Source organism: Sinorhizobium numidicum, assembly GCF_029892045.1.
Taxonomy (GTDB): domain Bacteria; phylum Pseudomonadota; class Alphaproteobacteria; order Rhizobiales; family Rhizobiaceae; genus Sinorhizobium; species Sinorhizobium numidicum.
Genome location: NZ_CP120367.1, coordinates 970,314 through 994,254, shown reverse-complemented (window position 1 = coordinate 994,254; position 23,941 = coordinate 970,314). Strand labels below are relative to the sequence as shown.

Below are 23,941 nucleotides of genomic sequence, written 5' to 3'. Positions count from 1 at the left end.
GTCAAATGCAATGATCGGCCGCTGGAGGAGAGCGAACCGATCTCTGTCGTTCGGCTGCGTCGAGAGGCGTCTGCCAAGGGAGGAAAAATGTTTGAACGACTTTTCAAGCTGAAAGACCACGACACGACTGTCCGCACCGAGGTGGTCGCCGGCCTCACGACGTTCCTGACGATGTCCTACATCATCTTCGTCAACCCGGATATCCTGTCGACCACGGGCATGGACCGCGATGCCGTCTTCGTCGCGACCTGTCTCGCCGCCGCGCTCGGATCCGCCGTCATGGCTCTCGTCGCCAACTGGCCGATCGGCATGGCGCCGGGCATGGGCCTCAATGCCTTCTTCGCCTTTACCGTGGTCGCGGCCCTCGGCTTCACTTGGCAGCAGGCGCTCGGCGCTGTGTTCATTTCCGGCCTCATCTTCCTGCTGCTGACCGTTACGGGCGTGCGAAGCTGGCTGATCGCCGGCATTCCGCATTCGCTGCGCAGCGCGATTGCAACCGGTATCGGCCTGTTTCTCGGCATCATCGCCCTCAAGAATGCCGGCATCGTCGTCGACAACCCAGCGACGCTGGTTGGCCTCGGCGATTTGAAGCAGACCGGTCCGCTGCTCGCCATCCTCGGCTTCTTCGTCATCGCGGTGCTCGATTCGCTCCGGGTACGGGGGTCGATCTTGATCGGCATCCTGGTGGTCACGGTCCTCTCGATGCTTCTCGGCGTTTCCGAGTTCAAGGGTGTGGTCTCGGTGCCGCCGAGCATCGCGCCGACCTTCCTGCAACTCGACATCATGGGCGCGCTGCATGGCGGTCTCGTCCATGTCATCCTCGTTTTCGTGCTGGTCGAAGTCTTCGATGCAACCGGCACGCTGATCGGTGTTGCCAAGCGGGCGAGACTGGTGGAAGAGGGCAAGCCCAGCCGCCTCGGACGCGCCCTGCTTTCCGATAGCTCCGCCATCATCGCCGGCTCGCTGATTGGCACCAGCAGCACGACGGCCTATGTCGAAAGCGCCTCCGGCGTGCAGGCCGGCGGCCGCACCGGTTTGACTGCACTCGTCATCTCGGTGCTGTTTCTCGCCGCGCTTTTCATTTCGCCGCTTGCCGCAGCCGTTCCGTCCTATGCGACTGCACCGGCGCTGCTCTACGTCGCAGGGTTGATGATGCGCGAGCTCACCGAAATCGATTGGGACGATCTGACAGAGGCGGCCCCAGCGGCGCTAACGGCGATCGCAATGCCGTTCACCTATTCGATCGCCAACGGCCTTGCCTTCGGCTTCGTGAGCTACGTGGTCCTGAAGGTATGCACCGGCAAGTGGAGCGTGATCCATCCGGCAACGCAGCTCGTCGCCGCTCTGTTCGTCGTCCGCTTCGCGTTTTTCGGCGGTTGATCGATCACTCCCGAGGCGGCCAGATTGCCGCCTCGGGTAATCCGGCGAAGACTGTGACCAAACCTTCGTCGACCATTCTTGAGCGACCTTCGGGCAAAGAAACTGTTATCCTGCCTCTGATCGCAGTTCACATCCCATGGGTCCAGTGTCTTTTGGGGACCGCCCATCGCACCGGCCGCACCGCGGCTGAGCCCCATTGGGTTTGGATCAACAGAGGTCGGCAGTTATGAGCGCGATCGGAGATTTACCATCGAACATGGTTGTGGAAGAGCGGACAGTCCAGCTCTTCCTCTGCGGCGACGTCATGACCGGACGGGGCATTGATCAGGTGCTGCCCAATGCATGTGATCCGGTTCTGTACGAGGGCTATCTTCGATCGGCCGGGGATTACGTTCTTCTGGCGGAGAGGGCACACGGACCCATCCCTCGGCCGACGGACCCAGCTTACATCTGGGGAGCGGCGTTGGACGAATTCGATCGTGCACGGCCAGATGTCCGCATTATCAATCTCGAAACCGCCATAACCCGCAGCAACGACTATGTTCCGAAAGGCATCAACTATCGGATGAGCCCCGAGAACGCTTCCTGTCTCATCGTTGCCGACGTGGATTGCTGCGTCCTTGCCAATAACCACGTCCTTGATTGGGGACCTGCCGGCCTACTCGAAACTTTGGCGACTTTAGACCGCCTTCAAATCAAGACGGCTGGGGCTGGACATGATTTGGCCGAAGCGAGCGCGCCCGCCGTGATTGATGCGGGCGACAGAGGTCGCGTGCTCGTGTTCGCTCTTGCGATACCGACATCCGGCACGCCTCACAGTTGGGCCGCGGCAAGTAACAGAGCAGGCGTGAATTTTTTGCCGGATCTTAACCCCGCCCGCGCCAGTCGCGTCGCTGATCACATCCGCACGATGAGACGGCCGCAGGACGTGGTGGTCGTCTCGATTCATTGGGGCCCGAACTGGAGCGAAGACATACCCGCTGCTCAGCGACAGTTCGCGCACGCGCTTATAGAAGAGGCAGACATTTCGATCGTGCACGGACACTCGTCGCATCACGCCAAGGCGATTGAAGTCTATCGCAACCGCCTGATCCTCTATGGCTGTGGCGACTTCATCAATGACTATGAGGGGATTGCCGGGTACGAGACGTTCCGCGGCGATCTGCGTTTGATGTATTTTGCCTCCATAAACCGCGCAAATCGCGACCTCGCAGCACTTGAACTCGTTCCCCTGCAGGCACGCCGCTTCAGTCTTGTCCGGCCCTCCAGAAAGGACATCACGTGGCTGAGCGAAACGCTCGACGGGAAAAGCCGGCGGTTTGGGACCGGTGTGCAGCAAACGCTTGATGAGCGGCTTGCTTTGTCGTGGTCGACCAAAAAGCCGTGACAGGTATTTATCTGCCGTCGCTCAGGTCTGCAGTGCAGCGATCGCCGAATGGCGATTTCCTTCATCCGGCGCAGACTGTCGCAATCGTTCCGGAGATGCGTAGGCGGTTGACCCGCCATCGGAATGGATATTGGGGCGGGCATGCCTTGCTGCGCCGGCCTGCCTGACCTTGTCAGCTCCATAGCCATGGCGGGTTACCATGGCGTTTCCTCAGTCCGGCAGCATGTCGCGTAGGCGGAGAAGCGCGATCCTTTCGACCTGGCGGCAGGCCGTGTCGAACTCCGCCGCGCGGTCGTTGCCGATGCGGCTTTCGAAGGCCGCGAGGATTTCGTCCTTGCTTCGTCCTTTCACCGCCATAATGAAAGGGAAACCGAATTTCTCGACGTAAGCGCTGTTCAGGCTTATGAACCGCACACGTTCACGATCGGTGAGCGCGTCCAGGCCGGCCGAGGCCTGCTCATTGGTCGAGCTCTCGGTCAGGCGCTTAGCCTCGGCGAGCTTGCCGGCAAGGTCCGGGTGGGCGTTGAGGACGGCAAACCGCTCCGCTTCGGTCGCGCCGCGAAAGACGGCGGTCAGCGCCGCATGCAGGCCGATCGCCGTGTCATTGGCAGGCGACAGCTCGTCGGCAAATGCGCGCCTGGCGATCCAGTCCGAATGCTCGAAGACGCCGCCGAAGCGGGTGACGAAGGCCTCCTCCGAAAGCCTCGAAGGGCGATTGTCGTTCGGCTGGAACGGATACGTCTTAGCCCAGTAGCGGGCGATGTCGACCCGGCGCGCCAGCCAGACCTTCTCATGTCCCTTTACATAATCAAGGAAGCGTGCAAGCGCGGCGGCCCGCCCCGGCCGACCGGCGAGGCGGCAGTGAAGACCGATGCTCATCATCTTCGGTGAGCCGACCGCACCCTCGGCATAGAGGACGTCAAAACTATCCTTCAGATAGCTGAAGAACTGATCGCCGCTGTTGAAGCCCTGCGCCGTCGCAAAGCGCATGTCGTTGGCGTCGAGCGTATAGGGAACGACGAGTTGGTGCCGACCGGCGTGCTCATGCCAATAGGGCAGGTCGTCGGCGTAGGAATCCGAGACGTAGTCGAAACAGCCGGCCTCGGTCACGAGATCAAGCGTGTTTTCTGAGCAACGGCCCGTGTACCAGCCGTATGGCCACTCGCCGGTGACGATCGTATGCAGCCGGATCGCTTCGCCGATTTCGGCACGCTCCTCCTCGACGCTGAAGTCCTTATACTCGAGCCATTTCAGCCCGTGGGAGGCGATCTCCCAGTCGGCCTTCTGCATGGCGGCAACCTGGGCGGGCGATCGCTTGAGCGCGGTCGCGACGCCATAGACGGTGACCGGCACATTCCTTTCAGTAAACAGGCGGTGCAGGCGCCAGAAGCCAGCGCGTGCTCCGTACTCGTAGATCGACTCCATGTTCCAGTGGCGCTGGCCAGGCCATGCCTGGGCGCCGACGATCTCCGATAGAAAGGCCTCCGAGCCGGCATCGCCGTGCAGCACGCAATTTTCGCCGCCCTCTTCGTAATTGACGACGAATTGAACGGCGATCCGAGCTTCGTTCGGCCACACGATATTGAGGCTGGGGCCGTAGCCGTGGAGATCGCGGGGATATCTCATCCAACAGTTCCTCGTGAGATTGTCTCTAGATGCCCAATTGGTAGCGGCAAAGAAGCGCGCCAATTCCCCCCGAAAAATTTGAAAGTCTCGAAGGATGAAGCTGCTACACAAAGGCGCCCGCTCTGCCGATATTCGTCGTTGGGGACTTGCGAGACTGAGTTGGAGGAGCGACACGCATGCAAACTCAAAGTGCAAACGCCGGGCGGCTGACAACACACGTGCTGGATACGACAAGCGGCAGGCCGGCCGGCAACCTGCGCATCGACCTCTACCGGCTCGATGGCGAGTGGCGGGAGCATCTCGCTTCGACCCGCACCAATGACGACGGGCGTTGCGAGCAGCCGCTGCTCAGCGGCGGCGCGATGGAGAGCGGGGTCTACGAGCTGCGGTTTCACGCTGGCGAATATCTGGGCTCTATGCCGGAGCGCGGCGCCTATCCTTTCCTTGACATCATTCCGATCCGCTTCGGCATCACAGATCGGGCCGCGCACTATCACGTGCCGCTCCTGCTTTCACCCTATGGCTATTCGACCTATCGCGGGAGCTGACCGGGCATGACGATCGAAGTCCGCAATACCATCCGTTTCCTGCTGAACGAGCGGCTCATCGAGCTTGCCGATGTTCCGCCGGTCGAAACGCTGCTCGATTTTCTGCGCATCGACCGCAATCTGCGCGGGACGAAGGAAGGTTGCGCGGAGGGAGACTGCGGCGCCTGCACGGTGCTTGTCGGCCGGCTTCACGGCAGCGAGCTGAAATATGAATCGATCAACGCCTGCATCCGCTTTGTCGCCTCGCTCGATGGCTGCCACGTCGTGACGGTGGAGGCGCTTGCCGAACCCAACGGACCGCTTCACCCCGTCCAGCAGGCGATGGTCGACACGCATGCCTCCCAATGCGGCTTCTGTACGCCCGGTTTCGTGATGTCGCTTTACGCTCTTTGGATGGAAAATCCGATGCCGAGCATCCAAGAGATCGAGAAGGCCCTGCAGGGCAATCTCTGTCGTTGCACCGGCTATGCTGCGATCATTCGCGCAGCCGAGGCGATTTCCTCTATCGGTGAGGTCGGGAAGGATCCGCTGGTTGTCGAACGCGAGAAGATCGGCCGGCAGTTGGCCGCGCTGCAGGACGGTCGCCGCGTCGAAATCGGTCAGGAGGCCGAACGCATCGTATTGCCTGCCTCTCTGGATGATTTCGCCGCAGTGCTCGAATCTAGTCCGAAGGCGACGATCGTTGCGGGCTCGACCGATGTCGGCCTCTGGGTAACGAAGTTCATGCGCGACATCGCCCCGGTCGTACACACTTCGCATCTGGACGAATTGCGCCGGATTTCCATCGACGGTAGCGGCGTGACGCTTGCCGCCGGCGTCACTTACACCGAAGCCTATTCGGTCATTCTCCATCATTTCCCGCAACTTCGCGAGCTCTGGGACCGGCTCGGCGGAGAGCAGGTTCGCAACATGGGCACGATCGGCGGCAACATCGCCAATGGTTCGCCAATCGGCGACACACCGCCGGCGCTGATCGCGCTCGGCGCGGCGATAACCCTGCGGAAAGGAGCGCGCCGCCGGACGCTGCCGCTCGAAGCCTTCTTCATCGAATACGGCAAGCAGGATCGTCAGCGGGGCGAATTCGTCGAGAGCGTCCGCATTCCCTTCCTCGGCGATGCCGACCGCTTCGCGGTCTACAAGGTCACAAAGCGGCTGGACGAGGATATTTCGGCCGTCTGCGGTGCGTTCCGGATAACCATCGACGGTGAAGGCCGGGTTCCTGATGCCGTCATCGTCTTTGGCGGCATGGCAGGAACGCCCAAGCGCGCCTCGAATGTGGAGGCCGCACTCAAAGGTCAGCGCTGGGATAACGCCACCATCAGAGCCGCGATCGTCGCCTTCGAGCAGGATTTTACACCTCTGAGCGATTGGCGCGCTTCTGCGGAATACCGCATGCTGGTGGCAAAGAATCTCCTGCGGCGCTTCTATCTGGAAACGCAGGGCACGAAGAACCTCCGGATCGACCGCAATATCGCGGCGGCTGTCTAGAAAGGTCCGACCGATGAATGTGATGCAGCCCATCGACCGCATCCGCGGTGGCGTTCATGAGAAGGAAAAGCACGAATCCGGTCATAAGCACGTCTCGGGCACGGCCGAATATATCGACGATATGCCAGAGCCCGCCGGCACGCTGCATGGGTATCTCGGCCTATCCCAGCGGGCGCACGCGGAGATCCTGTCGACCGATTTCGAAGCCGTCAGGGCAAGTCCAGGTGTCGTAGGCATCCTGACCGCCGATGATATCCCTGGCGAGAACGATATCAGCCCGGCCCACAAACATGACGACCCGGTGTTTGCGACAGGCAAGGTCGAATTCCACGGCCAGCCGATCTTTGCCGTGATCGCCACGTCGCGCGATGCAGCGCGGCGGGCGGCCGCGAAGGTGAAGATCGAATATCGCGACCTGCCGCATGTCACCGATGTCCTCGAAGCGGCGGCCGCAAACTACCCAATGGTGATTGATCCTTTGAAGCTCGAACGCGGCGACATCGACGCCGGCTTCGCCAAGTCGAAGAATGTCGTTAAGGGCGAGATGCGGATCGGGGGTCAGGATCATTTCTATCTCGAAGGTCATATCTCTTTCGCGATCCCTGGAGAGGATGACGAAGTGACCGTCTATGCGTCTACCCAGCATCCGAGCGAGACGCAGCACATGGTCGCTCAAGTGCTCAGGGTGCCGTCCAATGCTGTAACGGTGAATGTCCGCCGCATGGGTGGCGGCTTCGGCGGCAAGGAGACGCAGGCGAACCTTTTTGCGGCTGTCGCGGCGCTCGCGGCGAAGAAATACCGCCGCGCGGTAAAAGTCCGCCCCGACCGCGATGACGACATGACGGCGACCGGCAAGCGCCATGACTTCCACGTCGATTACAAGGTCGGCTTCGATGACCACGGCCGGATCGAAGCCGTGGACGCGGTCTTCGCCGCGCGCTGCGGCTTCTCGGCCGATCTCTCCGGCCCCGTCACCGACCGTGCGCTCTTCCATGCCGACAATTGCTATTTCTATCCCAATGTTCGGCTGCGTTCGCGTCCGCTCAAGACCAATACGGTATCGAACACCGCCTTCCGCGGCTTCGGCGGCCCGCAGGGCATGGTCGGCGGCGAGCGGATGATCGAGGACATCGCCTATACGCTCGGCAAGGATCCGCTCGAGATCCGCAAGCTCAATTTATACGGCGAAGAGGGGCGCAATCTGACGCCCTACCACCAGACGGTGGAAGATAACATCATCGGGCGGATCATCGAGGAACTTGAAGTTTCCGCGGATTATGCCTCCCGGCGGCAGGCGGTCCTCGCCTTCAACTGCGAAAACCATGTCATCAAGCGCGGCATCGCACTGACGCCGGTGAAGTTTGGCATCTCCTTCACCAAGACCGAATACAATCAGGCAGGCGCCCTCGTCCATGTCTATACGGACGGTTCGATCCACCTGAACCACGGCGGAACCGAGATGGGGCAGGGGCTCTATACCAAGGTAGCGCAGGTCTTGGCCGACGAATTTCAGGTCGATCTCGACAGGATCAAGGTGACGGCGACCTCCACCGGCAAAGTGCCGAATACCTCGGCGACTGCGGCCTCCTCAGGATCGGATCTCAATGGCATGGCGGCCGCCAATGCCGCCCAGCAGATCAAGGCGCGGCTCGTGCGTTTCGCGGCGGAGCGCTACAGTATCAGCGAAGCGGATGTCGGGTTCGAACCGAATGTGGTGCGGATCGGCAGCGAACGCGTCACCTTTGCGGATTTCATCAAGTCGGCCTATGCGGCCCGAGTACAACTTTCCGCCGCCGGCTTCTACAAGACGCCGAAGATCCACTGGGATCGATCCGAGGGCAGAGGGCGTCCATTCTACTACTATGCTTACGGCGCCTCGTGCTCCGAGGTCAGCGTCGACACGCTGACCGGGGAGTACCAGGTCGACCGGACCGACATCATCCACGACGCCGGCAAGTCGCTGAACCCGGCCCTCGATCTCGGACAGGTCGAAGGTGCCTTCGTGCAGGGCATGGGTTGGCTGACGACGGAAGAACTCTGGTGGGACGCGAAGGGCCGGCTGCGCACCCATGCGCCGTCGACCTACAAGATCCCGCTTGCTTCCGACCGGCCGCGTGTCTTCAACGTGCGCCTGGCGGAATGGTCGGTCAATCGCGAGGAGACGATCCGCCGCTCGAAAGCCGTAGGGGAACCGCCATTCATGCTGGGAATTTCCGTTCTCGAAGCGATATCCATGGCGGCGGCAAGCGTTGCGGATTATCGTATTCCGCCGCGCATCGATACGCCGGCAACGCCCGAACGCGTTTTGATGGCGATCGAGCATTTGCGCGCCGCCGCAGCGTCGCGGGTTGAAGCGAATGCGTGAAGCGCTTTGAAGTCGTCGCCCGAAAGGCGCCGCCATCCGGGCAGCGGAACAGGAACAGTGAGCATGGCGAGCACGGAGGACATACGGGATTTCCTGAGCCGCGAGACGGCCTGCATTCTCGTCGAAGTGGCAGGAGCGGCCGGGTCGACGCCGCGCGATACGGATGCCTGGATGCTCGTCTCGAAGGAGCGGACCTTCGCCACCATCGGCGGCGGCCAGTTGGAATATTTGGCGATCGACCACGCACGGAAGCTGCTCCAGGGAGCCGCCGCCGAGGATAGGCTGATAATTCCCCTCGGCCCGGAGATCGGCCAGTGCTGCGGCGGGCGCGTGGCGCTGTCGTTCAAGCCCGTTGATACCGAAACCGAGGCCGCGCTCATCCAGCGCAGCGATAGCGAGATCGCACGGCGGCCGCACGTCTATATCTTCGGAGCCGGCCATGTCGGCAATGCGCTCGCCACGGCCCTGTCGCTGGTGCCGGTCAGGACGGTGCTCGTCGACACGCGCGAGCACGAGCTTTCTGGCGTCGATACCCCGGGGATCGAAACCTGTCTCACGGCGATGCCGGAGGCGGTGGTCCGCGACGCGCCACCGGACAGTGCCTTCGTCGTTCTCACTCATGACCACGCGCTGGATTTCCTGATCGCGACGGAGGCGCTCGGCAGAGAAGATGCCTGCTATGTCGGCATGATCGGATCGAAGACGAAGCGTGCCACCTTCAAGAGGTGGCTCTCCCACGAAATCAATCAACCGAAGCTTCTCGACAGGCTCGTCTGCCCGATCGGCGGCGCGATCAAAGACAAGCGGCCGGCGGTCATCGCGGCACTCGCAGCCGCCGAAATCATAACCGCCGTGTTGGGTCACGATCGGCAGAACAGCGACATGCCACCGCGCAGACAGGGAAAACCTGTTGGCGCGTGATCGCGCCTGTCGAGAAAGATCTGCGCCGCCCTTTGCAGCGCCGTGCGTCGTTTCAGACGCACAAAAGTCGCTGTAACGCTCTAAATCGCTGCATGATTTTGTCCTCCAATCGGCTCCGATTTGAGAAACCATGCAAGTAGCCATACCATGCTGTGACATAGCCCGAATGCGTTGCTTTCTGAACCAGGCGCCAGAAGATAATCCCTATTGGTTGCTTCTCTTTGTTGTCAAACTTATAGTATAATATGCAATTGTTGCAAAATTCAAGGTCGGCTGTGTTGTCAGTACTGATCGAAAAATAACGCGTTGGTGAAATTCTGGTTTCTCCGTAAGTAAAATCGCGTTTTGCAAATTTTCCGAAAATCGCAATACCACACCAAACGGGAGGCGACGATGAGTAAACTGACACGCATTCTTACCTTGTCGACAGCTTTGGCACTGCTGGCGGCATATTCCGCTCCATTTGCGATAGACGTCGCAAAAGCTAACTATCAAAGCGACGACGGCGACGGCGACAATGGCGACGGCGACAATGGCGACGGTGACGGCGACGACGGTGACGGCGACGATGGTGACGACGGCGACGACGATGACGATGACGATGGCCACGGCAAAGGTCCGCACGGCAATAACGGCTTCGGCAACGGCGGTGGTGACGGCGTGCCCGGCAACTCCGGCAAGACTGACGTTAATCGTTAAACGCGCAAGAGCATGCGAGGGCGGCAACAGTCTTGGGGGCCGCCCTCCTTTTTTCCTTTTTGAAGCCAGCGAGAGCGGGACGACATGGTGCGGGCGGTTTCTCTCGCGTTCCACGTCCGAGTTCATTAGCATTGGATCCGAAGCAGATTAATGCCTGTCTCACGATGATCTAGCGTGGGCGACGGCATCATCCTGGCTCATGCTTGCAACAGCGGGTCCACGTCGGCCGATCTAGCTTTGACGTCGAAAAGAGCGATGCACGTCCCTCTTAAGCCAGCATCTTGCCGATCAGCCGCTGACATCGTTCGGCCATGAAGTCTATGATCAGGCGCACTTTCGGATCCTGGAACCGCTTGTGCGGATAGATCGCCGCGAGTTGGGCGCTGAGCGGGGGCGTCTCCTCCAGGATAGGCACGAGCAAGCCATCGCTGATAAATTGCTTCACCTCGAACAGCGGCTTGTTGATGATGCCACGGCCGTCGAGGGCCCATTGCGTGAGGACGTCGCCATCGTCGGAATCATAAGGACCGGCCACTTCGAACTTGCGCACGCCGTCGCCGGTCTGCAGCGTCCAGTAGTATTCCTTGGAACCGGGGTAGCGAAGCAACAGACAGTCGTGGCGATCGGTGATGAGTTCGTCGGGCGTTGTCGGTATGCCGCTTTTTTCGAAATAGAGCGGCGAGCCGCAGATCACGCGATCGCAATTCATGATCCCGCGCATGCGCAGGTTCGAATCCTCGAGTATGCCGAGCTTGAAGGCGACATCGACGCCTTCGCTCAGGATGTCGACGTTGTGGTCTGAGAGGCGCAGGCGCACTTCGATATCCGGATATTTGTCGTGGAATTCCGGGATGCCGGTTGCGATCAACCGCCGACCGATGCCAAGCGGTGCGGTGATCTTCAGCGCTCCCTTGGGATTGCGTGAAAGATCGGTGACGGCGCTTTCGGCCTCGTTCACCGCTTCGAGGATCTTGACGGCGCCGTCGTAGAAGACACGGCCATGTTCGGTCGGGGTCAATTTGCGGGTGGTGCGGTTGAAAAGGCGCACCCCCAGTTGGCGCTCCAACTCCTTGATCCTGTTGCTGGCGACGGCGGGGGTCACGCGCTGGTCGCGGCCGGCGGCCGACAGCGTTCCAAGTTCCACGACACGCACGAAAACGCGCACATTATCGAGATAGGACATGCTCCCGCCTCTGCTTCTCAGGACTCAAACTAGCGTGCCAGCTCCGAAGTGATTTTATAGTTTTTTTTGAAAGAGTTGGTGGCCTGGCGCCGTTCTCGTCTCCCCAAGCAATGACACATAATGCCGCCCAGAGAAATGGGAGACGTGCATGTACGAATATGCCATTGCCTGGGACTGGCTGACATTCGCGGTAAGATGGCTGCATGTCATCACCGGCATCGCCTGGATCGGTTCGTCGTTCTATTTCGTCGCGCTCGATCTGGGCTTGAGACAGCGACAGGGGCTGCCGGTTGGCGCCTATGGCGAGGAATGGCAGGTCCACGGCGGCGGTTTCTATCACATCCAGAAGTACCTGGTCGCGCCGGAGAACATGCCCGAGCACCTGATCTGGTTCAAATGGGAATCCTACGTCACTTGGCTTTCGGGCTTCGGCATGCTCGCACTCCTTTATTACGCCGGCGCGGATCTCTATCTGATCGATCCCAACGTGCTCGACGTCTCGAAGCCAACCGCTATTGCCATTTCGCTCGCGTCGCTTGGCTTCGGCTGGCTTGCCTATGACGCGATCTGCCGATCGCCGCTCGGCAGCGACAACACGCGGCTGATGGTGCTGCTCTATTTCGTGCTCGTCGCGGTCGCCTGGGGCTATACACAGCTCTTTACCGGCCGCGCCGCATATCTGCATCTCGGTGCCTTTACGGCGACGATCATGTCGGCCAACGTGTTCTTCATCATCATCCCGAACCAGAAAAAGGTCATTGCCGACCTGATCGCCGGCCGCACGCCGGATCCGGCTCTCGGCAAACAGGCAAAGCAGCGGTCAACGCATAACAACTATCTGACGCTACCGGTGCTGTTCCTGATGCTGTCGAACCATTATCCGCTGGCCTTCGGTACCCAGTACAACTGGATCATCGCCTCGCTCGTCTTCCTGATGGGCGTCACGATCCGTCACTGGTTCAACACCCGGCACGCGCGCAAAGGCAACCCGACGTGGACCTGGCTGGTCACCGTGCTGCTTTTCATCGCCATCATGTGGCTTTCGACCGTGCCGAAGGTTCTTTCCGAGGGCGGAGAGGCAAGGGCCTCGACGGCCGAGCAGGCGGTCGTTGCAGAGGCGGACTTTTCAAAAATACGCGACACGGTGCTCGGACGCTGTTCCATGTGCCATGCCAGGGAACCTGGCTGGGAGGGCATCATCGTGCCGCCCAAGGGCGTCGTTCTTGAAAGCGAACGCGACATCGTCTCGCATGCCCGCGAAATCTATCTGCAGGCGGGCCGTTCGCGCGCCATGCCGCCTGCCAATGTAACTGGTATCACCGAAGAAGAGCGGCAACTGCTGGCCTCCTGGTATGAGACGGCCGTGAAGGAAGGAAAGATTCGATGAATGAGTTGCTGATCCGTGGCCGGGTGCTCACCTTCCTCAAGGAGCCTGAGGGCATCGATGATACCGGCTCCTATCGCTTTTTCGAAGACGGCGCCGTGCTCGTCAGGAACGGCAAGGTCGCCGACGTCGGGTCCTACGGCGACATCGCCAGACAAGCTGGCGACCATGCGGTGATTGCCGATCATCGCCCGCATCTCGTGCTGCCCGGGCTCATCGACACTCATCTGCACTTCCCTCAGACGCAGGCGATCGCCTCTTACGGCGCGAAACTCCTGGAATGGCTGAACACCTACATCTTCGTCGAAGAGCAGAAGTTCAAAGCGCCGGAACATGCCGATTTCATCGCAGGCCGTTTCATGGACGAACTTCTGTCCAACGGCACCACGACCGCGGTCGCCTATTGTTCCGTGCATGCGGAAAGCGTCGATGCCTTCTTTACCGCCGCGGAAGAACGCAACATGCTGATGATTGGCGGCAAGGTGATGATGGACCGCAACGCGCCCGACGCGCTGCGCGATACGCCGCAGAAAGGCTATGACGAGACGAAACACCTCATCGGTAAATGGCACGGCCGCGGCCGTGCGCATTATGCGATCAGCCCGCGTTTCGCGATCACCTCGACGCCCGAGCAGATGGAGATGAGCCGCGCGCTCGTCGCCGAACACCCGGACTGCTACGTGCAAACCCATCTTTCCGAAAATCGCGATGAGGTCGCCTTTGCTACATCGCTCTACCCGGAAGCGAAAGATTACACCGACATCTACGCACGTTATGACCTGCTGCGTCGCAAGACCCTGCTCGGCCATTGCATCTATCTTAGCGATCGGGAAATATCGGTGCTCGCTGAGACTGGCGCGGTCGGTGTATTCTGCCCGACATCCAATCTTTTTCTCGGCAGCGGCCTTTTCGACCGGGATCGCTTCGACAGGCTCGGGGCCCGTCATTGCGTCGCGACCGACGTCGGCGGTGGCACAAGCTTCTCCATGCTCGAAACCATGGATGAGGCCTATAAGATACTGCACCTGCAAGGCCAGCGGCTTTCTCCGCTGAACTCCTTCTACATGATGACACTCGGCAACGCCCGGGCACTCGACCTCGATCACCGGATAGGCTCGCTGCATGCTGGCGCGGACGCGGATATCGTCGTACTCGACAGTCGCGCAAAGTCGGCCATGGAACTGCGCATGCAGGTCGCTTCATCGCTCGTGGAAGAGTTGTTCATCCTCCAGACGATGGGTGATGACCGTTCGGTGGCGGAAGTCTATGTCGCCGGCACGCCGATGAAGCGGAGCAAACAGTTCGCCGGAAGCACCCTCCAGCGAGTGCCGGAGACGGCATAGCGATGCGTCGGGCGCTTTGCGCGCCCGACGGGCGTCGATTGACCTATCTTATGAGCTGCTGATCGCGATGCGTTTGCCCTTGGCCTTGCCCTGCTCGGTCTTCGGCAGGGTGACACTCAGTACACCATTCTTGAAGGTCGCGTTCACTTTGCTTTCGTCGATGTCGTAGCCGAGCGGAATGCGCCGCTCGAAGCGACCATAGAAGCATTCGGAAAACTGATTTTCCTCATCTTCGCTCTCGGCCCTCTTCTCGCCGCGCAGCGTCAACACGCCATCGGAAAGGAAGATTTCGACGTCCTTTTCCTCAAGCCCGGGCAACTCTGCCGTAAGCTTGACTTCGTTTTCCCGGTCGGTGATTTCCACACTCGGCCAGCCGCCGAAGCCTGAACGCCCGGTAAACGCGAAGGGCATACGCTGATCAAAGCCGCGGTAAATGTCATCGAACAGCCGGTTCATTTCACGGTGAAGCGTGAGGAAGGGGTTACGATCACCGCGATAGGATGCAGGGACCTGGTCTTGTTTCCAGCCCCAAGGAATGAGTTCACGTACGTTCATTTCTCAGCTCCTTTCTGCTGCTACCGCCGATGAGACGCCGGACGCTGCCGGCGTCTCAGGATCGGTGGATGCTGTTATCCATTGCTTATGCGGCCTGCTTGCCGCCCTCGATCTTTTTAGATTCGACCGGCGGCAAGGCGTCGGCCTGCCGTATCTCGATACGGCGCGGCTTCATCTGCTCGGGCAGCTCACGAACCAGGTCGATTGTCAGCAACCCGTTGGCGAGGCTGGCACGACTAACGGTTACATAATCCGCGAGCTGGAATCTGCGGTCGAAATTGCGAGCGGCGATACCGCGATAGAGGTAATCCGCCTCGTCCCCTCCGGCTTTCTCACCGGTGACGACAAGCAGGTGCGGCTCGTGCGTGATCGTGATTTCTTCGGGCGTGAAGCCTGCGACCGACATCGCGATACGGTAGTTATTTTCCCCGGTACGCATGATGTCGTAGGGCGGCCAATTATCCGTAGGCGCCATACGGCTCGCGGCGTCCAGCAGGTCGAAAAGGTGGTCAAAGCCCACACTCGACCGGGACAGAGGCGAAAAATCGAACGTTGTTCTCATGGCCATATCCTCCTTGAGCAACATGGACAATGAGGCGCGCCGAAGAGGACGGCGCCCCTCGACCGAGAGCCCCTAAAAGGCGGCTCTATAATCGATTTAGTCGCTCGGACCGATGTTTCAAGGGGCAAATCTTGCCTCGATATGTCCAACGGCCCATCGGGCAAAACGGGGATGGCCACTCGAAAATTCGTTTTTTTGGAGCCGGTATTCACAGCGGCAAACATGCATCGTCGAGGGGTAATTGATTTTGCATTTTCAGCGCCAATATCTCTTTTCATCCAATCCATTCACGGTATGCGAAAGGAGGAAGGAGGAAAAATGCTTCTCAACGAGGTTCCCTGGACAATCCCTCTCATCGTGCGTCTCTCGAATGGTCTGACGCGCACCTTCAGTTCGGTATATGAGGCCCTTGACTTCCTGGAGAACGAATGGCCGCTGCGCAAGGGAGAGCGCTACGAGCGAGCGGTGCGCACCTGCCGGCGCGCGCTCAACCGGATGACGCCAGCAGCGGTGGCGCGAGAGGCCTTCGTTGCCGCCTGCCTCGAAGCGGGGATGCCCGCGGTCATGGCGACCCAGGCGCCGCACCGGCAGAAAGCAGCGACGCAAGCTGCACTGACGGCCTGAACTACAGCGCCGTGCGTCTTTTCAGGCGCACAAAGGTCGCTGTAGCACTTTGAAATGCTGAACGTTTTTATCCTTAAATCGGTCATGCAGCAGGTCGCAAACATTCACCGGCCGGATGCACGGAGCGGCAGCTCCGGCCGGTTTGGAGCACATATCTGCCAAAAAGGAGGGACGCTCTTTCCAGCCTAGTCCACGAATACGCGGACACTGGCCGCGCGACCCAGCGCGTCGATGACCGTCAGGGTCGAATAGCCGCCGCCGTCGGGCAGCCATTGGCTCACGCGACGGCGGGTGATATCCGGCAGCGGACGGCCATTGGCAAGCCACCGGAACGGCGCCCGGCCACCATGCAGTTTCAGCGTCAGGGGCATCATCGCTTCGCTCCGGTCGGCGCCAAGTTCGACACGGGCCCCTTCCGGGGGAAAGACGATCTGCGGCGCGGCTTCGCGTATCGATGCTGAAAGCAAGTCGCTCGCGGTAATGGAGAAGCGCCGTTGGCTGATCGGCAGCTCGGTCTGGGCGATCCGCACGGCGCCGGCAGGCCCGTCTGGCAGTGCTGTGATGGCGACCCCGCTCTTGGCAAATCCTTCGAAGAGGATCGGGGCGGCTGCTCCATAGCCGGTCAATCCCGGCACAGCGCCGTTGTCCGGACGGCCGAACCAGACCCCCAGCACGTAGCGACCGTCGAAGCCGACGGACCACGCATCGCGATAGCCGTAGCTGGTGCCCGTCTTGTAGGCGATGCCGCGCTGGCGGCTCCCGGCTGGCGGCAATACGTCCGCGAGAATATCGGCGACGTGCCAGGCGGCGACCGTCGAGAGCAGCGGCTCGCCATCGATCAGCCCGGCCTTGCCGTCAATGTTGTCGCCGAGCCGCACAGGCCAGCCGCGATTAGCAAGACCGGCATAGAGTTGGACGAGATCGCGCAAGGTGACGCCAGCACCGCCAAGGCCAATGGCGAGCCCTGGCGCCTCGTTCGGCGGCAGCTTTGGGCGCACCTCCGCGCGGCGGAAGCGCATCATCAATCGTGCGGGCCCCACCGCATCGAGCAGGCGGATTGCCGGTACGTTGAGGGAAAGCTGCAGGGCTTGGCGCACGCTGACATCGCCCTGGTAGGTCATGTCGAAATTGCGCGGCCGATAGCCGAAGAAATCCGCCGGCCTGTCCTCGATTATCGTTTCCTGGGCGACCAAGCCCTCCTCGAAAGCGAGCCCGTAGATAAAGGGCTTCAGCGTCGACCCCGGCGATCGGGTGATCCTCGTCATATCGATCCAGCCGGAGCGGCTTGCGTCGAAATAATCGGCCGAGCCGACCTCGCCGACGATCTCGCCGCTTCGAACATCAGCCATGACCATGGCGACCGAGACCTTGGGGCCGAGCCTTGCTGCCCCTTCGCGCGCGACGGCCTCCAATCCGCGCTGCATGTCGCGGCGCAGGGTCGTGTGATGCTGGAGCGTCCGGGGCTCCTTGCGAACGGCGGCTTCCGCCAGATGTGCGGCATGAGCCGGAAGCTGAAGGCGGCGGTTCGGGATGGCTGTTATCGCCGCCCGCTCTGCCTCCCCTTCGCCGATCACATTGGCAACCGCCATGCGGGTTAACACCCGTTGCCGAGCCGCCTCCGCCGCCGCAAGATTGCGATCTGGCCGGCGCTTTTCCGGTAATTGCGGTAACGCGACCAGAAGCGCCGCTTCGGCGACCGAGAGGCGGCGCGGCTCCTTGCCAAACCAGGCGAGGCTAGCGGCGCGTACGCCCTCGAGATTGCCGCCATAGGGAGCGTGGGTCAGATAGAGGTCGAGGATCTGATCCTTGCTAAGGCGTCGCTCGATCTGGATGGCGCGAGCGACTTGCAAGAGTTTTGCGGTAAGCGTCCGCCGCGCGCGTGGCTCGATCAACCTTGCCACCTGCATCGAGAGCGTCGAGGCACCGGAAACGATGCGGCCGTTAGTGACAAATTGTAGCGCCGCGCGTGCCAAGGCCAGCGTGTCCACCCCGTGATGTTGCCGAAAGCGCTGGTCCTCATAGGCGATCAGCATCTCGAGAAAGCGCGGGTCGACATCGCCGACAGTCGTTTTCAGTCGCCACAAACCATTCTTCATCGCGAAGGCGCGCAACAATTGTCCATCCTTGTCCAGAACCTCGACCGAGACCGCCGCTGTTCTTTCGAGCGGCGGCGGAAAGGTCTTGTCCGCCCATTCGAGCGCAAAAAATGCCGACACGGCCATGATGAGGCCGATCGGCAAGCCGATGAAGAGTTTTCGCCGAATGGACATAGCCCGTGCTACTGCGCTGCCAGCACCTCCATGCGTCCTGTCGCCGTGCGCGCCGAGAACTGCGGCCGGTACATGTCCTCGACACTTGCGGCCGGATGGTCGTAGGTGCCAGGTGTCACCGCGCGCACGACATAGGCAAGGGTGATCTCTCGGTTGTCGCCGGTCGACCGGTCGAAGGCGGCGACGAAGCGGTCGCTGCGGAACTCGGTATGGGCGGCCTCGACCTCGCCGATCCACTCGAAGTTGGTAAGTGCGGCGCTGTCGACGAGGCTTGGATTGTCGATCTCGAAGCCGGCCGGCAAGAGATCGGCGATCAGCACGCGCGACGGCCAGTCGTTGCTTTCGGTCACCTTGAGCACGACGACATAGCGCTCGTTCTGCCGCGCTTCGCTGACATTCGCCTCCGCGCCCTCGAGCGTGTAATAGGTCCGCTCGATGGTGAAGCCGTCACCGCCGGCCGACAGCGGCTGGGCGGGAGCGGCCACGGTCGTCACCATCGCGGACACGGCATCGGCGCCGTTGTTGCGGATGACGACGGGGTGCTCCATGAGCGCATCGCCGGTGATCCGCGCAGCGTAGCTGCCGGTGCGCTCGGCGCCATTGATGTCCAGCCTCATATCCTCGTCGCCGCCCTGAATGGCGCGGGCGGCAAGGAGCATCCAGGTCTGTTCCTGGGTGCTCGTGTATTTCGCCTGCTGCCACTCTCTCGCGACGATCTTCGAAAGCTCCGGAATGATCGGCGGCACGGGCCGGCTTTCGGCGGCGAGCGCCAGTACGGCCGCATCGTCGCGCAGCGACGATCCATAGTCGGAGCGGGCGAGGCTGACATTGACGAGCCCGGTCGACATGTTGAGCGAGGCAGCGAAAATATCCTGCGAACGTTCGGCATCGCCATAAAGCGCGAGTGCTGCGGCGATATGCGCTTTGGCGAGCGGAGTCGGGAAGTCGCCAAGCATCGTGTCGGCATAGTAGCGCAGATCGCTGATCGCCGCCTTGCGATTGCGCGCAAGCACGTAGAGTGCATAGGCGATCTCGTTGCCCTGGTCCTTGACGTTGACATCGTAGCTCAGCGCGTTCTGCAGGTTTTCGAGCGCCTGCACCATCGCCTGCTCGGGCACCTCATATTTCTGCTCGCGGGCGCGGGTCAGGAAGTCGGTGACATAGGCGTCGAGCCAGAGGTCGCCGGAGCCGGGGCTCCACAGGCCGAAGCTGCCCGATGAGGATTGATAGGCGAGGACGCTGTAGATCGCCTCTTGAACCCGCTTCGTCACGTCCCGGTCTTCCGGAAGACCGGACTGCTTTGACAATTCGCTGAGGTAGAGCAGCGGCAAAGCTCGGCTGGTCGTCTGCTCGGCGCAGCCATAGGGATAGCGGTCGAGGGTCATCAGCAGCGCCGGGATATCGAAGGCGGCCGAGCGCGTCACGTTGAGGCTGACCGAGGCGCCCTGCAAAAGGCTCTCGGCGAGCAATTGCCCGTCCACGGTCAGGCTGCTGTCGGCGGCGATATTGACGACCTGGCGTTGCGTCACCGGCAGCGCAGCCGGGCGAACGGGGATATCCAGCGCCTGCTCCAGCGACAGGCCTGCGGCGTTCGAGAGTTTTACGCTGACGCGGCCGCTGCCGGGATATTGACCGGCGATGGGCAGCGTCACGGCAGACTTGCCGCCGGCGTCGAGCTGCACGGTTTCGAACGGCCCCACCTGTTCGACGGTGATCGGGCCGTTGCTCGTCACCTGCAACTGATAGTCGCCGGCCGGCGCATCGGTGTTGGCGATGTCGAGCCTCAGTTCAGCCCGGTCTCCGGGTGCGAGGAATTTCGGCAGATTGGCGGTGACCACGACCGGATCGCGGACGACGACGTCCTTGACCGCGTGGCCGACGCCGGTCTTCGTCCAGGCGACGGCCATGACCCGCGCCGTTCCGTTGAACTGTGGAATGTCGAAGCTGACATTCGCCTTGCCTTCGGCATCGAGCTTTACCGGACCGGAGAAGAACGCGACGAGTTTTTCGGTCGGCGGGCTGCCCTGCAGCGGCATCTGCCCGCCGTCGCCGCCGGTGCGCAGGCGCCCGGTCGCGCCGAGCGAGCCGTCGATCAGCCGGCCGTACAGATCGCGGATCTCAAGGCCAAGCTGCCTTTGGCCGAAGTACCAGCCGTCGGGATCGGGAGCTTCGTAGCGGGTGAGGTTCAGGATGCCTACATCAACGGCGGCAAGGGTGACATAGGCGTCTTCTTGCGTGCCCGCGCCCTCGACCCTGAGGCTGATATTAAGCGGCTGGCGCGGCTGCGTTTTCTCCGGCACGTCGAGTGCGACGGCAAGCTTGCGGTCGGCGGGATCGACGGTCAGCCATTTGATGCCGACCGCCCGCATCGGCATGCGGCTCTCTTGAGCTTCGCCGGGGCGGTAGAGCGTTGCGGTGACATAGGCGCCCGCGCCCCAGTCTGCGGTGACCGGCAGTTCCACTTCACCACCAGTCTCTGCGATGGCTGCGGTCGTCGTCGAAATCAAGTTTTCCGTGCCGACCGTCACCAGGAGCTCGCCGGCAAAGCGCGGAGAAACCTTGAGCTTCGCGGTCTCTCCGACGGAGTAATTTTCCTTGTCGAGCGCGATCTCAAGCCCATCCGGCGTTTCCGTCGACGCGGCCTCGACATACCAGCCGGCGTCGAACTCGACACTGGAGGTCGGGCCGTCAATCGCCGCCGTCTCGATCTCAAGCCGATAGCGACCCCAGCCGACCGGCACGGCAATCTCCGTGCCGTCCTTTGTCACGTCCGCCGTACCGTTCGCCACCTGCTTTGTCGAAATGACCGGCTCATATTTCCAGGCACTTCCGTCGCGGTACCATTGATAGTTCCGCTCGACGCTGATCAGCTTCCAGATGAGGCCGGGCATCGCTATCTTCGCGCCATCGGCGTCGACGGCGATGACATGGAATTTGCCAACCGAGTTTTCAGCAAGGTCGCCCGAGAACTCCGGCTTGATGCCGATCATCGGGCCTTCCGGTTTGACCGGCAATGTCAGCGAGCGCTCGACCGCGCGTCCGCCGGCCTCGCGCATGCGCACCGTAACGTTGGCATTGAGCAATTGCGTCGTCGACGGCACCTCGCTGAGGTCCACGTCGAAGACGGATTTTCCGTCCGCGTCGAGCGGTTCGAGCTCTTCGAGCGGCACGCGCGTATCTTCACTCGCCTCCTCATCGGCAAGGCCGAAAAAATAGCCTTTGAAAGCTTCATTCTCGCGTGTCGGCTTCACCGACACCTCGCCCTCTAGCGTCAGCCCCGCAGCCGGCGCGCCATAGAGGAAGCGACCGTCGACGGCGACCTGGATCGGTGTGCCGATTTCGATCGACTTTGCCTCGCTGGTGAGGTCGAACTCGGTCCGGTCCGGCACGAAATCGTCGACGAGGAACTGTTTCTCGCCGATCGCAGACCCCTTCGGATCCGTGAAGATCCGCATCGTCCAGGTGCCGCGCATGGCGTTTTCGGGAATCGGCAAATCGAGCGTGTGTCCGCCGAGCTTGCCGCCATTACTGACGAGGCGCCGATCCTCGACACCGTCCGGACGCATGAAAATGAAGGTGAGCGGCAGGTTCTCGATCGCCGCACCATTGACGTCGCGGGCGAGCGCGGCGGCATGGACCGTCTCGCCGGCGCGATAGATGCCGCGTTCCGTCCAAGCGAAGATGTCGATAGCGCCGGGCGCCGCCCGTCCGGTGACGCCGCGGTCGGACAGATCGAAGCCGGCGCGCGTCATGTCGAGAAAGACGTAGTCGTCAGCGCCTTTCCTCGCGGTGATGACAGCCGGCGTCATGCTGGCGGTGCCACGGATCAGCCCGGCCGCAAAGGTCGCGCGTCCGTCCGCATCGGTCGTCGCGGTGCCGAGCACTTCGTTGTTCTTGGCGATCAGTTGCAGTTCGACCCCGGCGAGCGGCTTGGCGCTCGCGAGCGATCGCACGAAGACGGAGAGCCCGTCGGTGCCAGCATAGGTCGAGATGCCGATCTCGGAAACGACGAACCATTGGGTGGCGCGCGCATCCCATTCCTGGCTGACGCCAGTCGAAGAGACCGCCGTAAGCACGTAGACGCCGGGCTCGCGCTTCGGCAGCGCCTCATCCACCGGGAAGCTCGTGACCACTTCCTTGTTGAGCTCGGTCTCGATGTCGATGCTGCCCTGCCAGACGAGCTCGCCGCTCTCGTCCTCGATGCGCTGCGCACTGTAGGCATCGATCTGCGTGAGGAATTGCGAACTGGTCAGCAGTGACGAAATGCTGCGGTCGCCGATGCGGTAGAGCTTCAGGTTTGCGCTCTCGGTATTGACCGAGACGATCGGTATTCCGCGCCGCGCGGTCGACGGCAGCACGAAGCTGTCGCCGGTGAAGCGGACCATCGGCGAGCGGTCTTTGACATAGATGTCGAGGCTGACCGGCGTTTCGAGCACCTCGTCCACGGAGGAGGGCAGCCCTTGGCGGAGCACGAGCTTGTAGCGTTGCCCGTGCGTCAGGCCCTCGACGCAAATCTCGCTTCCCTTTGCTTCGACGGCTTTGGGTGCCGCTCCGTCAAGGGTCACGAACGAGGCATAGTCAGGCCCGTTCTTGACGAGTTGTTCGGAGAATTGAACGCAGGCGCGTGCGCTGGCGCTATCGGCATCGATCGTGTGATCGGTAACGCGGAAGCCCTGCCGCGCCTTGAGGTCGAGATAGGCCGTCTCCACGGTCTTTGCCTGCGCGAGCTCGAGACTTGCCTTATAGGCATTGAGCGCCGCGCGGTAGTTTTCCATGTTCTCGAGCGCCTTGGCGAGAACGGCGAGTGCATTCGCCCGGCTCTCAGTCGTGCGCGTCAATTGATAGCCGTTCAGAGCGGCAAGGGCGGCCTGACCGGCGATTTCAGTATTGCCCGTGATCCGATTGGCGGCGCGCGCCGTCTCGAGCCACAATTCGCCGTCGTCGGGCGTGATCGCGAGCGCTCCGCGGAATGCTTTCAGCGCGTTCTCGACATTGCCGGCAGTCAATTCGCTGCGCGCCGCTTCGATAAGGCCGTTGACGCCGAAGCCCTGCTGATCCTCGGCGAGCGCCAGGTTCGCCTTTACGTCGCGGGCATCCTGCATGAGCTGGTCCGAGACGAAGGAGAGGCGCGGCGGCGCACCGATGTCAGGGCCGTTGCCGACGTTCTCGACGATCTTCCCGGCTATTGCTCCCTTGAACGTATTCAGCTGGTTGAAGTCGGACTTGAGGAAACACCACTTCACCTTTGGATTGTAGGTGAAGGCCCTGCAGGATCGATCGGCGACGCAGGTGGTCTGGCACTGTTCGAGCGAGACGTTCTGTTCGGTGCGAAGGTCGAAGCCGAAATAGTCGCCATCCCGGGTGATCTCGATCCTTCGACCAGAGTCAGCCGCCGCGGCAGGTGTACCAACGGAAACGAGCATGAGAAGGAAAGTGGAAAGGCCGATGAACGCGCGCATAGACATTAAGTCCTCCCAACGCTGCCCGCCTCGATTGGTGATCACTCTTTCAATCTTCACCAGGCGTTGTCAACCGAGGAGACGGCGAGGAGCGTGCAGGCGCCACAAATCGGCGCTGCAACCGCAGGCATTTATGGAAGGCAAGGC

At 61.5% G+C, this 23,941-nt stretch carries 16 protein-coding genes; 10 read left to right on the top strand and 6 right to left on the bottom strand.

Going from position 1 to position 23,941, the window contains the following annotated elements; translation table 11 throughout:
- Positions 1-87: 87 nt before the first annotated feature.
- Together PYH37_RS04755 and PYH37_RS04750 are read left to right on the top strand one after the other, a co-directional pair.
- A complete protein-coding gene (locus PYH37_RS04755; RefSeq protein WP_280732529.1) occupies positions 88-1,380 on the top strand; it encodes an NCS2 family permease in 1,293 nt (430 codons plus the stop codon).
- Between the two features lie 226 nt (positions 1,381-1,606).
- Entirely contained in the window at positions 1,607-2,767 is a 1,161-nt protein-coding gene (locus PYH37_RS04750; RefSeq protein WP_280732280.1) for a CapA family protein, read from the top strand.
- Between the two features lie 210 nt (positions 2,768-2,977).
- On the opposite strand, the gene puuE is transcribed toward PYH37_RS04750, so the two are convergent.
- The gene (gene puuE / locus PYH37_RS04745; protein ID WP_280732279.1) at positions 2,978-4,393 is read right to left on the bottom strand and encodes an allantoinase PuuE; all 1,416 of its coding nucleotides are present in this window, start codon (positions 4,391-4,393) and stop codon (positions 2,978-2,980) included.
- A 176-nt stretch (positions 4,394-4,569) separates the two neighbouring features.
- Between puuE and uraH the strand changes: the two genes are divergently transcribed.
- The 5 genes from uraH to PYH37_RS04720 all read left to right on the top strand — a co-directional run bounded on the left by uraH (position 4,570) and on the right by PYH37_RS04720 (position 10,414).
- Complete coding sequence (uraH, locus tag PYH37_RS04740; protein WP_280732278.1) at positions 4,570-4,941, top strand: hydroxyisourate hydrolase; 372 nt, start codon at positions 4,570-4,572, stop codon at positions 4,939-4,941.
- Between the two features lie 6 nt (positions 4,942-4,947).
- Positions 4,948-6,429, top strand: coding sequence for a xanthine dehydrogenase small subunit (gene xdhA / locus PYH37_RS04735; RefSeq protein ID WP_280732277.1), 1,482 nt, complete (start codon positions 4,948-4,950; stop codon positions 6,427-6,429).
- 13 nt (positions 6,430-6,442) lie between these two features.
- Positions 6,443-8,794 (top strand): xanthine dehydrogenase molybdopterin binding subunit, encoded by a 2,352-nt coding sequence (xdhB, locus tag PYH37_RS04730; RefSeq protein WP_280732276.1) that lies wholly within the window; start codon positions 6,443-6,445, stop codon positions 8,792-8,794.
- 63 nt (positions 8,795-8,857) lie between these two features.
- Entirely contained in the window at positions 8,858-9,715 is an 858-nt protein-coding gene (gene xdhC / locus PYH37_RS04725; RefSeq protein WP_280732275.1) for a xanthine dehydrogenase accessory protein XdhC, read from the top strand.
- Positions 9,716-10,108: 393 nt separating this feature from the next.
- On the top strand, positions 10,109-10,414 hold the full coding sequence (locus PYH37_RS04720; protein ID WP_280732274.1) for a hypothetical protein: 306 nt from the start codon (positions 10,109-10,111) through the stop codon (positions 10,412-10,414).
- A gap of 268 nt (positions 10,415-10,682) precedes the next feature.
- On the opposite strand, the gene PYH37_RS04715 is transcribed toward PYH37_RS04720, so the two are convergent.
- Positions 10,683-11,597 carry a LysR family transcriptional regulator gene (locus PYH37_RS04715; protein ID WP_280732273.1) on the bottom strand — a complete coding sequence of 305 codons (915 nt, stop codon included), beginning with the start codon at positions 11,595-11,597 and terminating at the stop codon, positions 10,683-10,685.
- 148 nt (positions 11,598-11,745) lie between these two features.
- On the opposite strand from PYH37_RS04715, the gene PYH37_RS04710 reads away from it, so the two are divergent.
- On the top strand, positions 11,746-12,984 hold the full coding sequence (locus PYH37_RS04710; protein WP_280732272.1) for a urate hydroxylase PuuD: 1,239 nt from the start codon (positions 11,746-11,748) through the stop codon (positions 12,982-12,984).
- The gene (gene guaD, locus PYH37_RS04705) at positions 12,981-14,324 is read left to right on the top strand and encodes a guanine deaminase (protein ID WP_280732271.1); all 1,344 of its coding nucleotides are present in this window, start codon (positions 12,981-12,983) and stop codon (positions 14,322-14,324) included. The genes PYH37_RS04710 and guaD overlap by 4 nt, the downstream gene beginning before the upstream one ends.
- 48 nt (positions 14,325-14,372) lie before the next feature.
- Here guaD and PYH37_RS04700 read toward each other — a convergent pair whose 3' ends face one another.
- On the bottom strand, positions 14,373-14,879 hold the full coding sequence (locus PYH37_RS04700; protein WP_280732270.1) for an Hsp20/alpha crystallin family protein: 507 nt from the start codon (positions 14,877-14,879) through the stop codon (positions 14,373-14,375).
- Between the two features lie 85 nt (positions 14,880-14,964).
- Complete coding sequence (locus tag PYH37_RS04695; protein ID WP_280732269.1) at positions 14,965-15,441, bottom strand: Hsp20 family protein; 477 nt, start codon at positions 15,439-15,441, stop codon at positions 14,965-14,967.
- A gap of 318 nt (positions 15,442-15,759) precedes the next feature.
- Between PYH37_RS04695 and PYH37_RS04690 the strand changes: the two genes are divergently transcribed.
- Entirely contained in the window at positions 15,760-16,065 is a 306-nt protein-coding gene (locus PYH37_RS04690; RefSeq protein ID WP_280732268.1) for a DUF982 domain-containing protein, read from the top strand.
- A 185-nt stretch (positions 16,066-16,250) separates the two neighbouring features.
- Here PYH37_RS04690 and pbpC read toward each other — a convergent pair whose 3' ends face one another.
- Together pbpC and PYH37_RS04680 are read right to left on the bottom strand one after the other, a co-directional pair.
- Positions 16,251-18,335 carry a penicillin-binding protein 1C gene (gene pbpC, locus PYH37_RS04685; protein ID WP_280732267.1) on the bottom strand — a complete coding sequence of 695 codons (2,085 nt, stop codon included), beginning with the start codon at positions 18,333-18,335 and terminating at the stop codon, positions 16,251-16,253.
- An 8-nt stretch (positions 18,336-18,343) separates the two neighbouring features.
- Positions 18,344-23,794: an alpha-2-macroglobulin family protein gene (locus tag PYH37_RS04680; protein ID WP_280732528.1), complete on the bottom strand. Its 5,451-nt coding sequence runs from the start codon at positions 23,792-23,794 to the stop codon at positions 18,344-18,346.
- Positions 23,795-23,941: the final 147 nt, after the last annotated feature.

What these genes read in the sequence shown, in the direction of transcription:
- PYH37_RS04755 (WP_280732529.1), top strand. Translation starts at nt 88, where the DNA reads ATGTTTGAACGACTTTTCAAGCTGAAAGACCACGACACGACTGTCCGC.
- PYH37_RS04750 (WP_280732280.1), top strand. Translation starts at nt 1,607, where the DNA reads ATGAGCGCGATCGGAGATTTACCATCGAACATGGTTGTGGAAGAGCGG.
- puuE (WP_280732279.1), bottom strand. Translation starts at nt 4,393, where the DNA reads ATGAGATATCCCCGCGATCTCCACGGCTACGGCCCCAGCCTCAATATC.
- uraH (WP_280732278.1), top strand. Translation starts at nt 4,570, where the DNA reads ATGCAAACTCAAAGTGCAAACGCCGGGCGGCTGACAACACACGTGCTG.
- xdhA (WP_280732277.1), top strand. Translation starts at nt 4,948, where the DNA reads ATGACGATCGAAGTCCGCAATACCATCCGTTTCCTGCTGAACGAGCGG.
- xdhB (WP_280732276.1), top strand. Translation starts at nt 6,443, where the DNA reads ATGAATGTGATGCAGCCCATCGACCGCATCCGCGGTGGCGTTCATGAG.
- xdhC (WP_280732275.1), top strand. Translation starts at nt 8,858, where the DNA reads ATGGCGAGCACGGAGGACATACGGGATTTCCTGAGCCGCGAGACGGCC.
- PYH37_RS04720 (WP_280732274.1), top strand. Translation starts at nt 10,109, where the DNA reads ATGAGTAAACTGACACGCATTCTTACCTTGTCGACAGCTTTGGCACTG.
- PYH37_RS04715 (WP_280732273.1), bottom strand. Translation starts at nt 11,597, where the DNA reads ATGTCCTATCTCGATAATGTGCGCGTTTTCGTGCGTGTCGTGGAACTT.
- PYH37_RS04710 (WP_280732272.1), top strand. Translation starts at nt 11,746, where the DNA reads ATGTACGAATATGCCATTGCCTGGGACTGGCTGACATTCGCGGTAAGA.
- guaD (WP_280732271.1), top strand. Translation starts at nt 12,981, where the DNA reads ATGAATGAGTTGCTGATCCGTGGCCGGGTGCTCACCTTCCTCAAGGAG.
- PYH37_RS04700 (WP_280732270.1), bottom strand. Translation starts at nt 14,879, where the DNA reads ATGAACGTACGTGAACTCATTCCTTGGGGCTGGAAACAAGACCAGGTC.
- PYH37_RS04695 (WP_280732269.1), bottom strand. Translation starts at nt 15,441, where the DNA reads ATGAGAACAACGTTCGATTTTTCGCCTCTGTCCCGGTCGAGTGTGGGC.
- PYH37_RS04690 (WP_280732268.1), top strand. Translation starts at nt 15,760, where the DNA reads ATGCTTCTCAACGAGGTTCCCTGGACAATCCCTCTCATCGTGCGTCTC.
- pbpC (WP_280732267.1), bottom strand. Translation starts at nt 18,335, where the DNA reads ATGTCCATTCGGCGAAAACTCTTCATCGGCTTGCCGATCGGCCTCATC.
- PYH37_RS04680 (WP_280732528.1), bottom strand. Translation starts at nt 23,794, where the DNA reads ATGCGCGCGTTCATCGGCCTTTCCACTTTCCTTCTCATGCTCGTTTCC.